Raw genomic sequence first — 15,838 nt, 5'->3', positions numbered from 1 at the left:
GGCTCGATCGGCGCGAAGCACATCCTACTCATAAGGGCAATGTCGATGCGGCTGTACGATTCGACGGACTTTATCACATGCAACCGAAGCGAATGCTCAATTTTGGTTGCCGTTCGAATGTCGCATTGCCTATTCGATCGCGGATCGGACGTTTGGAGTAAGAAGATCAACGAGCGACGAGATATCGCGGACGGACTCGAGATTCAGGACCATGTTTTCGATCGCGGATTGGCGATCAACCGAAACGATCGGGCGCGTCAAACTCCGGTACTTGTCCAGAATCTCGTCGTTCGTAAGAGCACGTGGGCCGGCTCCTCTCGGATGAGCGACGACCTTGCTGCGCTTACTACCGTCCTTTGAGATGATGGAAACGCGCGTCGTCTCCCTCTCACCGACCGGAAGCTTATCGTAATCTTTGTCATGGTAGGTTCTTGTACGACCAATCAGACCCCAGACGTCGTCCTTGTTGATTCGCTTCTCGGAGAACTGTTCAACCAGGACCTGTCCATCCAGTAACGCCGCGGCAACAGCGTAGGCTACGTTCATTTGCGCCCCGATCGGCTCCAACGGACGGACAGCCTTCCAACCACCATGCCCATAGGCGGCCTCGGGCATGAAGATATCGACCTGCTCGATCTCGCCTACCTTCACCTCCGGCCTCAATTCAAGTGCGGCTCCGATCGCCGCATGCAACAGGCCCATAGCGGCATACGCCTTGACGGCGATGCGATCGGTCTCCCATTCCTCTCCCAGATTAGCATAAATTTGGGAAGCATCGGGGTGATGGCCTTCGCCAAAGACCGATAGCCATCCCCCGTATTCACGTTCGAAAACGCGTTTGATCCCTACGTAACCCACTGCGGCCAAGGCCGCAGCCGTCAGTCCATTCCGCGACGCGAATCCGTGTTGCATGCGCTTGACCATAGATTCGAATTGCGCCGACATCAGACCGCATGATTGTGTGGCGGCACTGCCAAGCGCATCTTCAAACTGCGCCGCATTCAAACCATAGAGACAGCCGGCGGAGGCTGCAGCCGCAAGGGTGCCAAAGACAACGCCCGAATGCCAACCTCTCGACAGCATATCCAGTCCGCCGAGAGCCATACCCACCCGAGGGCCCGTCTCGTAACCAAGGATCGCACCAAGCAAAAACCGCGCGCCGTCTACCGGCCCTACGTGCGGAACCGCTGCGAGCATCGCGGGTAGCACGATCGCATTACTGTGCAGAGGCGCCAGCGGGTGATAGTCGTCCAACTCGAAGCCTTGAATAAAGCTTGAGTTGAGCATGGCCGCAGACGATGAGCTAGTTGTACGTCCGCCCCAACCGATGAGTACGCCCTTACCGACTTCGTCAAGCGCCGTGATGCCTTCTACTCCCTTGCGAGATACGGGCAACTGCGCGCCGACCAACGCGCAGGCGACGCCATCCAAGATCAGATATTTTGCATGCTCGCGCACCGACGACGGAACGTCCTCAATTCTGGTTGCAGCAAGCCACGTCGCGAGCCTACCTGTCGGTCCATGAGGATCCGTTACGGCGCGCGGGTTCTGAAGCGAACTATGAGCATCGGCTTTTGCAGTTCTCATTCGGATTCTCCTGGGGTTGCCGTTCCAACATTTCCGAGACGCCCATCATCCAGCCTCGATTCAAGCCACTGACGAATGCGCATACTTTCTCTCTATTTCGTCGAATTTTGCCTTGCCGACCAGACGCTGCCGCTCCGCGAAGGGCGCGATGCAGCCGTCCTGCTCGAGAAGCCGAGGTCAGCGATCACGCGGGCGGCAAGCGCGTTCGGCGCTCCTGGAAGGATGACGCCTCGATCGCTTTTCAGCATTTTGCGCAGGACCTGAATATGTTCTCTCGCCATCCTTGTCTCCCCGGAGCGCGACTCCCGAGATCGCATTCGCTCCGGTCCGTCGAATCGCCTCACGGAATAAGCCTCGGGGCCTATAGTTGGATCAGCTCTTCGGTTTTTATGATCTGGGCAATTCGGCTCAATAGCCCTATCGACTCGCGATGAGCCTCTTGCGACGCCGCCGCACAAGCGTCTTCAACAATTACCACCGAATAGTCTCGATCATGAGCGTCGCGCGCGGTTGCTTGCACGGCCCAAGGCGTACTGACCCCCGCTAACACAAGCCGATCGATCTTGTTTGCGCGGAGTGCGGACTCCAGGCTCGTGCAATAGAATGCGCTGACTCTCGGTTTTTGGACGATCATATCAACGAGATCAGCTCGCAAATCGGGATGAAAATCGGTACCGTTACTGCCCAGCTCCAACGCTCCAAGCGTTTGGACTGCCCCGAAGAAAGGTGATTGCTTGGGCAGATTTACATAACCGGGCACAAACCCCACTTTGACGAGAATTTTGAGCCAATTTTTCTCACCAGACAAAGATATGATCCGGTTGACCCGGGCGATCGTTTCGCCGTCGAGCGGATGGCCGCCCTTTTGGACGAGCTTGCCGCTTGGGTGGACGATATCGACTATGTAATCCAGTCCAACGAAGGCGGTCCTCAAAGGCATCTCCTCGGTTTGGTCGGTGGCGCGGTTAGAACGTAGCGGTGCGGCCAAGCTCGCGCTTATCTGCGACGCTGCCATTCGCGGCCTGCATCGAGAGCGAGCTCTCGCGTACAACGAGAAGATAGCCGACTGGGTCCGCTCACGTCGCGTTAGAATGTGTTAGAATTGGTTAGCGCGACCGCCATTCGGACGACTGAGGACACGGAGTCTGCTCCGCGCAGGCTCAATGAAAAGCGTTTATGACACCGATAGCGGTTTGTATTGCAACTTTGATTGCAACGACGGATTCTGACGCAGCCGAGACGCCGGCTCCGCCGCGCGGCCATTGCCTGTTGCATGACCATGGCGGCGCAGACTGCAGCTTTACGAGCAAGGCGCAGTGCGAAGCAACTGCCTTCGACCAAGGCGCCGAATGCTACCCGGACAACGGGGACGTCTATCTAGCAAGCTGGAGCGGCCACTGCTTTGCGAGCATCACCGGCGACCCATCCTCTTGTCCAAAGTCGTATAACTCCGAGGAGCCAGCCGCGGCCCGTTAGGGTAGCCTAACGACGTCAATAGCTCGACGAATTGCCGCAGCAGCTATTTCTGGGTTGGTGCATACCCGTCGGTAAGCGTTTGCGTGAAAGCGACCAACGTGTCCTCTTCCTGATCGGTCAGACCCAGGTGCCCAGTCTTGCTCGTATTCATGTTCTCGGTGGTCTCCGGCGCCGGCCAGCAACCCGTGCCCTCGCGGGGATCGTGCGCCGCGCAGCGCGGCAGTACGTCGCGCGTGTTGTAGAAATGGACGATCTCCCTCAGGCTCTTGAAGTAGCCGTTGTGACCGTACGCCTTGACGAAGTCCGGCGAAGGCCGCTTGTCGACATTACGCAGCGTCGGCACCCGGAATCTACCGCGATTCTGCGCTGCCAATGGCTTCCAGCGCGCATCGACGGCCGACGGCTGACTGAGCGGATGGCCGTTAAGCAGGAAGGCCCCTACCCCTCCATCGACGAATCCGGACCCATCCTTGTTTGCGACGTAGCCGCGATCGTCCGGCAGGTTTTCGGAATAGTAAGGAAGGCTCGGATTGGCCGGCGTCCCGATATTGCTCGCGGTAAAGTCCGTAAACAAGGGATCTTCGCCGGGGCCGCCGTCGCGATGACATTCGTTGCATCGTCCCTTCCCGCGGAATATCTCGTTGCCCTGCTGCTCCTCCGGCGTGAACCGTGCCTTGCCAGCGAGCACGGCATCATATTTCGAGGAAAATGCCGTGACTTCGTGCGAGGCTTCGTAACCAGCGATTGATTGCGCCATTTGATCGAAGGTTGCAGCGGCTCGACCGCGGTCCACGGCACTCAGATGCACGGGCGCGGGATCGTCGGACGGCGGCGGACCCGGCGTATTGCAGACCTGCTCAACGTTAGCGGGCCACGCGATCGCGAAAGCCTGCGCACCCCACACGGACTCGAACAGGCCCCGATAGGGTCTGAGTGAGGCGCGATACACCGAGCATGCGGTATCGGGAAGTCCCATCTCTGTCGGATTGACCGGCGGGCCCTCGGCCTGTTCGGCCGCGGGATTGCCAAGACGTCGCCCGGTCGCGCGCATGTCCCAGAAGTTGCCGCCCACGAGATCACCCTGGCCCTCATTGTAGTGCAACACCGGCGCCAGCGGCGCATAGGTGTGGGTCTGCGGCTTGCGTTCGCTGAAACGGGTCCGGACGGATCCGGGATATGAGCCGGTGGTCCGATTGAATTCAGAGACTGGTCCGGTAAACCCGGTTTCAGGCGTGTGGCAGAATGCGCAGGCCTCGTTGCGATTGACCGAAAGCTCCTTGTCGAACAGCATCAGCTTACCGAGCAACTCGATCTGCTGGACCTGATTGTCGGGGACGGTGGTCAGGCGCTTCAAAGTATCTGCTTCGATCCGATCTATATCGGCCTCCACACGGGCAATCTCGGCGAGAGTCGCCGGCGAAAACGGTTCTGAGCTATCCCGCGCGAAAAGGATGGGGATCGCCATAGACATGCAGGCAACAACGGCCACGCAAGCCCCAACTCTTCGGATCATTACATGCGCGATCGCGCGATAGATCCATTTGCGAGTTCTCGCAATCGACATCTGGCCGATCGGACCGCAGAATGCGAACAAAGCGGAGATCAGCATCGATGGCTCCTGCACGGAACTCGCGGATGCGAATGCCCGGTTGTATGTTGCGTTCTATGGCATCCACGCCACCTAGGACAGTAACACCCCTTCAACATTGCGTTGATTGGGCCATCAAATTTCCAACCCCCATTCGGCTAATTTCTTCTTGAACCATGCGCAGATGGATCCAGAGACGGTGTAGATTGACTTCGAACGAGCGCGCAACCTTGAGCGACCGCACGGCGAATTCAACTTCGGCGAGACGTGTCCGATAGTCCGCGAATCGCGACTTGTCTGCGTCCTGTGTAAGTTCGTGTTCGAGCTCCCCTAAAGCCCGGTGCAATTGGTCGATACGAAGATTGTGCAGCCATTTCCAAAAGGGGAGGCGCGAAGCCGATGACCGGGACCATCGTCGCGACAACCGGAATGACAAAGAACACGATTCGATTGAGGAGTAGCCAAAAGGATGTGTACCGTCGCCAAAAGGTCGAGCCCGAGCGGTAAAACGCCTCTGCCGTTGGAAAGAGGGGAAAATCATTAGGTTGCTCGGACGGAAAAGGCGATCAACTTTTGTGGAATATGGGCTGGCCGTAGCAGATATGCCTTCTTCGCTAGGATTCGCTCACTTGAGACCCGTCGTCCGGACTGTCGCCGCAACACCTTGGCAAACAGCCCGTGCACGACAACACCGCCTAGTCGGGCTGTCCGGCGGCTTCCAGGATCAACCGCGTGATCTCGTCGGGATGAGAGATCAGCGAGAGATGGCTCGCCTTCACTTCGATGGTCTTGGCGCCCATCCGCTTGGCCATGAAGCGTTCGAGATCGGGATTGATCGTCCGGTCTTCCGTCGAGACGGCGTAGAAACTCGGTTTAAACCGCCAGGCCGCATGCGTCGTCTTGCCCGCGAGCAGAGTCTTCTGGAACGGCTCCTGGACCGCATAGAGGACCTTGGCCTTCGCTTCCGGCAGGTCGCCCGCGAAATCGCGCAAGAACGCAGCCTCGCTGAGACGCCCTTCATCGCCGTCGAAGACAATCCCGGCGGACGCCGGTGGCGCCGGAAATGTCTTGGCCAACGCCGTGTAATCCTCGCCCGCATCCGGCGCCCGCGCCGCCACATAGACAAGAGCCGACACGTTCGGATGCATGCCGGCCTCTGTCACGATCATTCCGGAGAAGGAATGCCCAACCAGGACCGTCGGACCATTCTGTCGCGCCAGCACCCGCTCTGCCGAGGCCACCGCTTCAGGCAGCGTTGTCAGAGGGTTTTGCACGGAAGTGGCATTGAGGCCCGCTGCCTGCAATCGTGCGATCACCTCGGACCAAGATGACCCGTCGGCGAATAGCCCGTGCACCAGGACGACGTTTCGGGCCTTCGGCACCGGCTGTGCAGCGGCGGCGCTACCCCGGATAAGAGTGCTTGCCGCCCCCGCAGCCACCATGCTTACGAACATGCGTCGATTCATTGGATGCCTCGGCTGAAGACCGTCGTGGTTATTCATGGAAGTTCTCCTTTGCGTAAAGTTGGAGTTGGCTACTGGGAGAGTTTGAGTTAGCTAAGGGTGAGTTTGACCCGGGGCCGCACATCAATGCGGTTCTGACTGCTGTCCGCTGGTTCTGATTTCGCTCTGCCGGTCCCTTCCCCTGAAGCCTCCGAGATAGGACGCGATCGAAACAGAAGGATTGCCACCCCGAACTCAGTGGCGACGTAATGAGTGTCGATACGCGGAGCGGTAAATGGCCCGTCCAGCCGAGCCACGTTGCGTGAAACTTGCCCTTTGCTACTATTCAGCATGCGCCGAAATGCCAGACGGCGAAGACATGATCTTCCAAGAATCGGCTCACATCGTCGACGGAAGCAATCTCCGCGTAGATGGGTGATCTCGCAGCCCCGCGCATACAATTTGCTCAAAAGGCTTTGAGCTCACATTGGCCTAGCCCTCCTGCTGCTGTTGCGGCACATTGGCTTCGGTCGACATAAGAACAATCGATCGCGTCCGCTGAATAGTTGTGGAGGCACCAGGAATGGCTGGCAACTCCTGACGAAGCGTAGTTGTGACGTGCTTGCCTCTCCAATGTTCTTGAGAAAACGGGCGTACTCGCCGCCGCCGACAACAACGCCAGAGCGGCAAGAGTTTTGAATGAAGTCATGATGTTCTCCTATTGCTTTCGTAGGCGCCGCGGGCGAGCTCGAAGAACCTGGTTGCACGCGCAGGCGTCGCGCGAGGCATTGAACAAATCCGATTGAGAACGTCGCGTGATCTTGCGAAGTAAGCGAGTTTGAAGTTGTTAGATTTTGCTAGTCGTGTCGCCGAGAACGCGCGTTTTGGGCGACGCATCGACTCCAAACGGAGCCCCAGTTGGATGAGGTTCGCTGATCACAGTGGCGGTTGCCGTCGACGTTAGCCGTCACAATGAAGTTCCCATATTGATCGATCGCCTTGGTTACGTTCATCGTCAGTCTCTCTCCGATGAGATCTCCCTTCGCGTACTTCGTGATGGCCGGCTTTCCCCAGCCGTGCTGCACCTGATCATTGACGAGAGCGTCTTCGGAAAAAGCGCCCAGTACTGCCCCAAAACATAGAACTGTGCCCCCATTGGTCCAATATGTGATAGAGGCAATTGTGATCTGTTTGGGAGATGGCCATGGAACTGCGCCACATCCGATATTTTCTGGCTGTCGCCGAGGAGCGGCATTTCACGAGGGCGGCGGCCAGGGTTGGCATCGGCCAGCCGCCGCTCAGCCAGCAGATCAAGGACCTGGAAGGAGAGATCGGTGCAGCGCTGTTCCATCGCGTGCCCCACGGCGTGGAGCTTACCGAGGCCGGCAAGGCGTTCTTGGCCGGTGTGAAGGAGATGCCCTTGTTCGCGGAAAGGGCGACCATGGCGGCGCAACGCGCGGCGCGCGGCGAATTGGGGTCGCTACGTGTCGGCTTTACCTCAACGGCGACGTTCAACGTCGTCGTACCCTCGGCGATCCGTACCTTTCGCCGCGCCTATCCCGAAATCTATCTCACGCTCGAGGAGGCCAATACGACACGGCTCGTTATCGGCTTGCAGGAGGGAACGCTCGATGCCGTGTTCCTGCGACCAGGCACGTCCGGTACCGAAGAGCTGCAGCTGCGCCGGCTCCCGGAGGAGCCGATGGTAGTCGCCCTTCCCGAGCGTCACTCCGCTGCCGGTCAGCGAGAGATCGATCTCGCACTATTGAAGGATGATCCGTTTTTGCTGTTCCCGCGGGAAATCGCTCCGATGATCTACGACACAGTTGTCGACGCCTGTCGAAAGGCCGGCTTCGAGCCTATTCTCGGCCAGGTCGCGCCGCACTTTACATCGATCGTGAATCTCGTGGCCGCAGAGCTCGGCGTATCGATCGTCCCGGCGTCCATGATGCAAGTGCGCGTGACGGGCATCGCTTATCGGCAGATTGCCGGCCAGCCGCCGACGACAGGGCTTGCTCTCGCCTTCCGGCGAGGAGAGACGTCGCCCGTGGTGCGCAATTTCATCGCGCGAGCCATTTCCTGACGCGATCTGCCGCCCACCGGTGTCCTCATCGAATGATGCTGATGCAGCTCACCAATGTCGGTTACAGGGCCCGTCAAGCCGGCCCGTTCCGAGCAGCCAGCCGAGGCGTTGCCTTGATGTCTTTTCGCCGGCCGGGCGCAGCCCCCGCGCCAATGATTTTGCATGCTCATTCTTGAAACTTCCAACGAAGCTTATTCGAGCGCACCAATTGCAGCGGACGAATCGGCTGTCGTCATCTGTACGTTTCTAATTTGACGATAGCAACGGGGCAACGCTCCCAGCCATCCGAACACTGCTGCCGGCGCGTACCTGCTGATTTGGATTGATCCCAAAGAGCCCCCGCGAGGCTTTGCCAGGTAGATCATCTCGCCATCTACAAAAGCTATCGCGTTCGCCAGCATCATATATTGGACATAACCAACGCACGCGTCCACGTTTGGATGCACGGAGACCGCTTGACCACAGACAAGCTATGAGTACAGCGAAGACGGTGATGCACGGGACAAGAGAAACGGCACGGGTGCATAGCGAGCTTCATACCAAGTCACACCGCCTCTCAAAGCACCCGCCGTCCTGTTCACGTTAGCTGGCGTCTTATCACCAAAAAATAGAGCGTGCGCCAAGCACATCGATACCTACGAACGGGATCAAACGTCGCGGAGGCGACACTCCCCATCAGAAAAGGAACGATCATGAAAACAGCCTTTGTCGGATTGGACTACATCTTTGACATCGTGCATCCGGACGGAAAGCTGTCCCGGAATTCTAGCCAGGTGCTGAAGCGGTCAATCATTGCCAACGTCAACCGCGCGCTCCACATCTCCCGCGACAAGGGCTGGCTAACCGTGCTGGTCAAGGTCGGCTTTGCACCCGGCTACGTGAACCACCCGAAGGATTCGCCTTTTTTCGGCAACGCGAATAAGGCCGGCGCCATCGAACTTGGCACCAGAGGCACCGACTTTCATCCTGATCTGGAATCTGATTTCGCCGATGTCATCGTGGTGAAGCCACGAGTCAGCGCCTTTTACTGCACCGATCTGGAAGCGGCGCTCCGAGCTAACAAGGTCCAGCGCCTCGTCCTTGCGGGCGTCAGCACGGCATGGGCGGTTCAGGCGACCGCGCGCGACGCTCACGACCGAGATTACCAAGTGGTCATTGTTGAGGACGCCTGCGCCGCCGCAACGGAGGAAGAACATCAAGAATCGATGAAGCTGCTGAGCCAAATCGCGAGGGTCGTCGATGTCGAGGAATTGGTGTCGCTTTGATGGCCTGGACTCACAATCTCGGTGAGGAGTTCGAAACGAGAACGGTGATGCACGCCGCCCTCGTACTGGCACCGCTTGTCGCCGTCGCGACCGCTTCTGGACAGCCGATTTGGCTCGAGGCGGCGATCGTATCGGGTTCAGCCTTCATCGTCATGGAAAAAACGAACCTCGCGCCGCTTGGTGTCGCGCTGCATGGCGTCGCCATCGCCGTGGGTTTTCTCGTACTCTTGGCCGCCATTTCGACGCCGCCGGCGTTCGTCGGCGCGACCGCGGCGATGGCGGGCGCGTCGATCCTTGTTACCGCCAAGGGCGACAAGCTTAGATCTCTCGGCAATTTCACCTTTATCCCCGCGCTTTATTTGGCTTGCAAAGCGGCCGAGGGGACTCCGCGCGCCGCTCTATTAGAGCGTGGGTTGTCCTTCCTCCCTTATATAGCTGCTGCTCTGCTCCCGGTGATTGCCCTGGCCGCGGCAGAACACGTGCGCGACCGCGATCTTGGGGTCAGCCACATCCGGCACCTCACCCGCTTTCGCCGTCGGGTGGTCGACCACGGTGTCGCGGCCTCCTTTGCCGAGGCCATGGTCGCGGTTACTTTTGCCGTTGCTTGTGCGTCGATCTTTGTGGAGTGGCGCCATGTAGAACACGGTCAATGGGTCATATGGTCCGCGGCGAGTGTGGTGACCGGCGATGCCGCAAGCGCAAGACGAAAGCTAGGCGACCGCCTCCTTGGCGCCTTCGTAGGCGTTCCGATCGGCGTAAGCCTAGGATTCCTGATGCCTCACAATGGCATCGTCATAGAACTGGCCACCGTTGGCACGGTGTTGTCCCTAGTGGCATTCCGGCGATACCCGCTCGCTTTCGGCCTACGCTGCGCGCTCGTCGCGCTTGCTATAATCGACGCCGATCAGTCCATTGCGTTCGCCGTGGAGCGCGTCGAAAACGTCGTGCTCGGCGGGGTGATCGGATTAGCCTTCGTATTTGGCATCCACGGCTTGACGCTTGTTGGACAGCTGCGGGCGTCAAGGGGACAGCCGCCCGAGTGACACTGCCATCCAGTCGATGCATGGCGTTCGGGACGGCAACCGCGAATTACACATCAGCACCGAGAGTATCGAGTCTGAGGGCGTGTGCGTCGCGGTGCGGGACACCGGCCCGGGGCTGAGCCCGGAGAGCCTCTCGCGTCTCTTTGAAACTTTTTACACGACAAAGCCGGACGGCATGGGCCTGGGCCTCTCGATCAGCCGCTCGATTATCGAAGCCCATGATGGGCGGCTGTGGGCGACCAGGTGCGAGCCGGGGGGCGCTCTTTCAGTTTACGATCCCCGCCGACTGAGCCGCCATCCGTGATCGACCGCTTTGTACCTTTCGAGCCCACGCCTCGTCGAGTGTCCGCTCCAGCGTTTAAAATCTACTTACACCAGTTCCTTCCAATACTCACTCACATCATACCTCCGCACCTCCTCCACGCAGGCCGTTTCCAGGCCTTGCCGCGGAATTAGCCGGTTATAAAAATCGGGAATGTCGTCACGTTGATAGAGAATGCCGCAGGCGATTCGATCCTGAACCTGCGTAGCGAGTGCCCTCGCCTGCTGCAAATCGCTCGGGTCGTGACCATCGGCATTTGCATCGAAGTACCTGTCGAGCAGATAGCCGTGCGTCGCGAAGTGATTGTATGTCGGACACGCCTGCAACATCTCGACGAAGGCAAAGCCGCGGTGCTGAATGGCGGCTTTGAGAATGCGGGTCATCAATTTGATGTCACCGCTAAAGCCACGGGCAACGAAGGTGGGATTGAGCGAGAAGATCAGCTCCATGCTCGCCAACGTATGCTCGGGGATACCGTTGGGGCTCGTGTTCATGGGCTGGCCCTGTGGCGTGAGCGAACTCGCCTGCCCGGTCGTCAGCCCGAAGTTTGTGTTGTTGTGCAGGACGAACGTGAAGGGATAATTGCTCCTCACGCCATGGATTAGATGCCCGATACCCTCCGAGAACGTTGCGCCATCCCCGCCGAAGGCGATGACTGGCACCTTCATATTTGCAAGCTTGGCGCCTGCTGCAAACGGGATGACACGGCCATGGAGCCCGTGGAAGCGATAGCCCTCGATCTTGTCCGAGCCGTTGCCGTTACAACCGACATCGTAGCAAAGGCAAACCTGCCAGGGATGCAAATTCAATTCCACCAGCGCATACTTCACGGCCGTCCAAATGCCATAGTTGCCGCAACCGTCGCACCAGATGCATTTGGTTTCCGAATAGTACTCGGAAACAGCGGGCGTGCGGGTCTGCGGAGCGATATTCATGATGAGGCACCTGCATGCTCGAAACCGGGAAACTTCGCTTCGCTCTCCGAAATATTCGCGCATCGCTCCAGGACCGACGAAAGCAGCTCATCGTAGAAAAACGGCCGGCCGTCGTACTTGAGAATTCTGTCCGGGATATCCAGACCGCACTCCATCCTGATCAGCATGCCCAGCTGCCCCTGATAGTTCTGCTCCACCAGGACAACGCGTTTGGACCGCTTGACCAGTCTCTGAAGCTCCTGGGTGCGGAGCGGCCAGAGATACGTGTAGTGCAAATACGCAATCTTCCGCCCCCGCAGTTCATCGCTACGCATGACATCCTGCAATACGTCGCCCGTGCTTCCCCAACCGATCGCGAGCAACTCGATTTCGTCGCCTGCATCCATCCAATCGGCTGTCTTCGCGCTGCGACCGCCGGTGCTCAAATGAGGTGCGGGCAGCACCGCTTTTAATCCATGGAACTTCCGCAACCGCTTTTCCATTTGCAACCTGGTATTCAGGCTGGACTCATCCACCGCGCCCACAGCATTGTGTTCATCGCCCTGGGCGCAATAGGTCGCCGCGTCACTGCCGGGAAGCCATCGCAACGAAACGCCGCCCTTGGCGTGCGGGTCAAATCGATCAGACGATTTCAGGAATTTCAGCTTGTCGGGATCGACGACGAGCCGGCCACGATCAATTTCGGCCTTTTCCAGATCGTAGGGGTGTTGGGTGTAGAGCGCCTCGGCGATCTGCTTGTCGGTGAGGACAATGACACTGATTTGATACTGCTCTGCCAGATTGAATGCGACCGGCATCAAATCGAATGCATCCTGGCTATTGCTGACCGAGATTACGCAGCGCGTGAATTCGCCAGCCGAGCAGTTCGCGGCCTGCAAGAGACTGCCTTGGGCCGTCCAGGTCGGCAGGCCGGTCGCCGGACCGGGGCGTTGCGCGAGCACAAACACCGTCGGATTCTCGATCATGGCGTTGAGAGACAGTGTCTCGCTCATGAGATCAAATCCGACACCGGAGGTCGCGGTGAGCGCGCGGGTTCCCATGTACATCGCCCCGCTCACGATCTGCGCGGCGGTGATTTCGTCTTCGGCCTGCTTGACCACCATGTGACTCTTGTTTTCGAACTCGGCAATGAACGACAGCAGCGGGCTTGAGGGCGTCATCGGGTAGCCGGCATAGAGCCGCACCCCCGCATGAACCGCGCCCAGTCCCATCGCCTGACTGCCGGTAATCAGAAGATGGCTGGCAAAGCCTTTGTCAGGCGGCGGCAACGAGACGGAGATCGTCCCCTGCTCTGGATCAACAAAGGAAAATCCCTCATCGATGCATCGCATGTTGAGTTCGAGCAGCGCTTTCTTTTTCGCGAATTTCCCTCCGACGAGGGACTTGAGGGCTTCGATATCCTGGTCAAGCATGGACCAGACAAAGGCGGTCAGCAGCACGTTCGACAGAATTGCCGCCGCACCAAGGCGATTGAGAATATCTTCAACCGGGAAATAGATGACGTGAAGATTTCGCTCCGCGATGAGCTTCTGGTGATGCTCCGGAAACTGCCACCCGGGCGTCACGTGCAGTACGATCCCTCCCGGTTTCAGTTCCTCCATGTTCAGTTCGAGTGCGTGGTGATTGAGCGCGACAAGCAGGTTCACACTGGTTTCGGTGCTGCGGATGTGCTGATTCGAGATGTCGACCTGATAGCTCGCATGCCCGCCCTTGATGAGCGAGGGATACTCGCGATAGCCGAACACGCAATATCCGGATCTCTTGAGACCTTTGGCGATAATCGCGCCAATTGAGTTTATTCCCTGTCCGGAAGCGCCGACGATTTTGAGAGAGATGCGAGACATCGCCTAAGACCAATCTGCCGGCAACGAAGCATCCACCAACTGTTTGCCCCAAACTCTTACTGCCTCCTCCTGGCCGTAGGGTTCGTCTATGATTTTAAGCGTTGGAACAACCAACCGACCATTATGGGCCTCGACGTAGTTCTGCAAATGATCCGCCGTTCGCGCCATGTAAAAGTATCGATGGTCCCCGAGCGCGATACACGCACACGGTTTGCCGGCCAGGTCCAGAGTCTTCGCCTTGCCATGGAGCAGCACCCACATGTGTGGGTTCAATTGTCCTTCGATGCCCCCGGTATTCCAGGTCGAGGAAGCGAGCAGAAGAACATCTCCGCTTAGCAGATCCTGTGGCTGCGCTTTTTCGGCCATCGTTTCCTCGATCTCCCAGCTGGGGGTAGTGCTCTTCAAAGAATCGATCAGCGCCTCCACCACGTACGCCGTGTGACCGCTAGTCGAGGCAAAGACGACATGGAGGGACCGACGCTGAATGAAGTGCGGCACAGCCTCGGCGGTATTGGCGATGTTATTCACGATTTACCTTTGCTTACCCGGTGACAGTTCCCGGCTGGCTTACTTTATCGATAGAAGCTTCCAAGCCGCTCGATGGATTACGCTGCTTTGGCCAAACCAACGTCCGCCCATATCTCCACCAGCGCCTGTACCAAATGTTCGATATCGGCGTCGGTGTGATGCGGGGACGGGGTAATCCGCAGCCTCTCGGTGCCTCGCGGCACCGTCGGATAGTTAATTGGCTGGACATAAATGCCATAGCGATCAATCAGTATGTCGCTGATCTTCTTGCACAGTACCGGATCACGAACCATGACCGGCACGATATGACTGGGATTGTTGAGATGCACGACGCCGGCTTCATCGAGCCGGGAACGCAGCCGCGCCACCCGGTTTTGATGCCGCGCCCGTTCTTCTGAGCTCGATTTCAAATGGCGAATGCTGGTCAGCGCACCAGCAGCTATCGCGGGCGGCAGCGATGTGGTGAAGATAAATCCGGAGGCGAAGCTGCGGACGAAATCGCAGATCGTGGCGGACGCCGCGATATAGCCGCCGATCACGCCAAAGGCCTTTGCCAGTGTGCCCTCGATCACGGTGAGACGATGGCTCAGGCCCTCACGGTCGGCGATGCCGCCACCGTTCGGGCCATAAAGCCCCACGCCATGCACTTCGTCGAGATAGGTCATGGCATTGTGGGCGTCCGCAACGTCGCAGAGTTCCGCGATCGGGGCGATATCACCGTCCATGGAGTATACCGACTCGAAGGCCACCAGCTTCGGCGCGTCCGGATCGAGATCGGACAGTTTTCGTTCGAGATCACGCGGATCGTTATGGTCGAATATCCGCGTTTCGCTACGGCTGTGCCGGATACCCTCGATCATCGAGGCGTGATTGAGTTCGTCCGACAAGATCGTGCAGCCTGGCATGTGCGAGGCCAGCGTGCTGAGCGAGGCCATGTTCGACACATATCCAGACGTAAACAAAAGCGCGGCTTCCTTGCCGTGCAGATCGGCTAGTTCGCGTTCCAGCAGCACATGAAAGTGGTTGGTGCCAGCAATGTTACGCGTGCCACCAGCACCCGCGCCACTGCTGTCCAGTGCCTCGTGCATCGCCGCGAGCACCACGGGATGTTGGCCCATCCCAAGATAATCGTTGGAACACCACACGGTTACTTCGCCAGCGCGGCCGAATTGGTGATGCTTGGCACGGGGAAACGCGCCAACCTTGCGCTCTAGGTCGGCGAATAGGCGATAGCGACCCTCGTGACGAAGAACTTCAAGTTGACGGTGAAAATGAGCTTCGTAGTTCATAACGATCTTCCGTTAACCGCAATCCATTCCAGAGAGTCGCCCTCTTTTTGCGTGTTGAATAGCTGACGGGAGCAGGACACCTGCATTCAGCACACGTCGATAGTTGGAGGCGGATGAAGACCGCACCATGCATACCCTGCGGCCAAGCTCGCGCTTATCTGCCACGCTGCCGTTCGCGGCCTGCATCGAGAGCGAGCTCTCGCGTACAACGAGAAGATAGCCGACTGGGTCCGCTCACGTCGCGTTAGAATGTGTTAGAATTGGTTAGCGCGACCGCCAAAGCAGAGTTCGCGCGCGAGCGCCTCCTGGACCGCCAGACCCTTTTCGCCCAGCGAGGCGAGCGTGCCGCAGGCGCGCCCAGATTCGAACACCTCAATGCGAGGCCTGATCTCCTTGAGACGATCGCGATGACGCAGGACGGTGGCGAGCAGCCTTG

13 protein-coding genes are annotated in these 15,838 nt (G+C 58.5%); 4 read left to right on the top strand and 9 right to left on the bottom strand.

Features of this window, described 5'->3' with window-relative positions; translation table 11 throughout:
* Positions 1-129: 129 nt before the first annotated feature.
* From V1289_RS33070 to V1289_RS49920, 5 genes are all read right to left on the bottom strand, one after another.
* Positions 130-1,587 (bottom strand): MmgE/PrpD family protein, encoded by a 1,458-nt coding sequence (locus tag V1289_RS33070; RefSeq protein ID WP_334402326.1) that lies wholly within the window; start codon positions 1,585-1,587, stop codon positions 130-132.
* A gap of 361 nt (positions 1,588-1,948) precedes the next feature.
* Positions 1,949-2,521: a cysteine hydrolase family protein gene (locus tag V1289_RS33065; RefSeq protein ID WP_334402324.1), complete on the bottom strand. Its 573-nt coding sequence runs from the start codon at positions 2,519-2,521 to the stop codon at positions 1,949-1,951.
* 585 nt (positions 2,522-3,106) lie between these two features.
* The gene (locus V1289_RS33060) at positions 3,107-4,672 is read right to left on the bottom strand and encodes a cytochrome-c peroxidase (RefSeq protein WP_334402322.1); all 1,566 of its coding nucleotides are present in this window, start codon (positions 4,670-4,672) and stop codon (positions 3,107-3,109) included.
* 674 nt (positions 4,673-5,346) lie between these two features.
* A complete protein-coding gene (locus V1289_RS33055) occupies positions 5,347-6,117 on the bottom strand; it encodes an alpha/beta fold hydrolase (RefSeq protein ID WP_334402320.1) in 771 nt (256 codons plus the stop codon).
* A gap of 322 nt (positions 6,118-6,439) precedes the next feature.
* A complete protein-coding gene (locus V1289_RS49920) occupies positions 6,440-6,550 on the bottom strand; it encodes a DUF3050 domain-containing protein (RefSeq protein WP_442896099.1) in 111 nt (36 codons plus the stop codon).
* A gap of 747 nt (positions 6,551-7,297) precedes the next feature.
* Between V1289_RS49920 and V1289_RS33050 the strand changes: the two genes are divergently transcribed.
* The 4 genes from V1289_RS33050 to V1289_RS33035 all read left to right on the top strand — a co-directional run bounded on the left by V1289_RS33050 (position 7,298) and on the right by V1289_RS33035 (position 10,788).
* Positions 7,298-8,176, top strand: coding sequence for a LysR family transcriptional regulator (locus V1289_RS33050; RefSeq protein WP_334402318.1), 879 nt, complete (start codon positions 7,298-7,300; stop codon positions 8,174-8,176).
* A gap of 692 nt (positions 8,177-8,868) precedes the next feature.
* Entirely contained in the window at positions 8,869-9,441 is a 573-nt protein-coding gene (locus V1289_RS33045) for an isochorismatase family cysteine hydrolase (protein ID WP_334402316.1), read from the top strand.
* Positions 9,441-10,484 (top strand): FUSC family protein, encoded by a 1,044-nt coding sequence (locus tag V1289_RS33040; RefSeq protein WP_334402314.1) that lies wholly within the window; start codon positions 9,441-9,443, stop codon positions 10,482-10,484. The genes V1289_RS33045 and V1289_RS33040 overlap by 1 nt, the downstream gene beginning before the upstream one ends.
* Before the next feature lie 16 nt (positions 10,485-10,500).
* A complete protein-coding gene (locus V1289_RS33035; protein WP_334402313.1) occupies positions 10,501-10,788 on the top strand; it encodes an ATP-binding protein in 288 nt (95 codons plus the stop codon).
* A 65-nt stretch (positions 10,789-10,853) separates the two neighbouring features.
* Here the strand turns inward: V1289_RS33035 and V1289_RS33030 are convergent, their stop codons facing one another.
* From V1289_RS33030 to hemA, 4 genes are all read right to left on the bottom strand, one after another.
* Positions 10,854-11,741 (bottom strand): thiamine pyrophosphate-dependent enzyme, encoded by an 888-nt coding sequence (locus tag V1289_RS33030; protein ID WP_334402311.1) that lies wholly within the window; start codon positions 11,739-11,741, stop codon positions 10,854-10,856.
* Positions 11,738-13,585 (bottom strand): 2-oxoacid:acceptor oxidoreductase subunit alpha, encoded by a 1,848-nt coding sequence (locus V1289_RS33025; RefSeq protein ID WP_334402309.1) that lies wholly within the window; start codon positions 13,583-13,585, stop codon positions 11,738-11,740. Before V1289_RS33025 ends, V1289_RS33030 begins: the two co-directional genes overlap by 4 nt.
* 3 nt (positions 13,586-13,588) lie before the next feature.
* Complete coding sequence (locus V1289_RS33020; RefSeq protein WP_334402307.1) at positions 13,589-14,113, bottom strand: flavodoxin family protein; 525 nt, start codon at positions 14,111-14,113, stop codon at positions 13,589-13,591.
* A gap of 77 nt (positions 14,114-14,190) precedes the next feature.
* The gene (gene hemA, locus V1289_RS33015; protein WP_334402305.1) at positions 14,191-15,402 is read right to left on the bottom strand and encodes a 5-aminolevulinate synthase; all 1,212 of its coding nucleotides are present in this window, start codon (positions 15,400-15,402) and stop codon (positions 14,191-14,193) included.
* Positions 15,403-15,838 lie beyond the last annotated feature (436 nt).

The organism is Bradyrhizobium sp. AZCC 2289 (genome assembly GCF_036924615.1).
In the GTDB taxonomy this organism is placed as follows: Bacteria; Pseudomonadota; Alphaproteobacteria; order Rhizobiales; family Xanthobacteraceae; genus Bradyrhizobium.
Note: the sequence above shows the minus strand (reverse complement) of the source record. Positions and strands in the feature narration are given on the sequence as shown.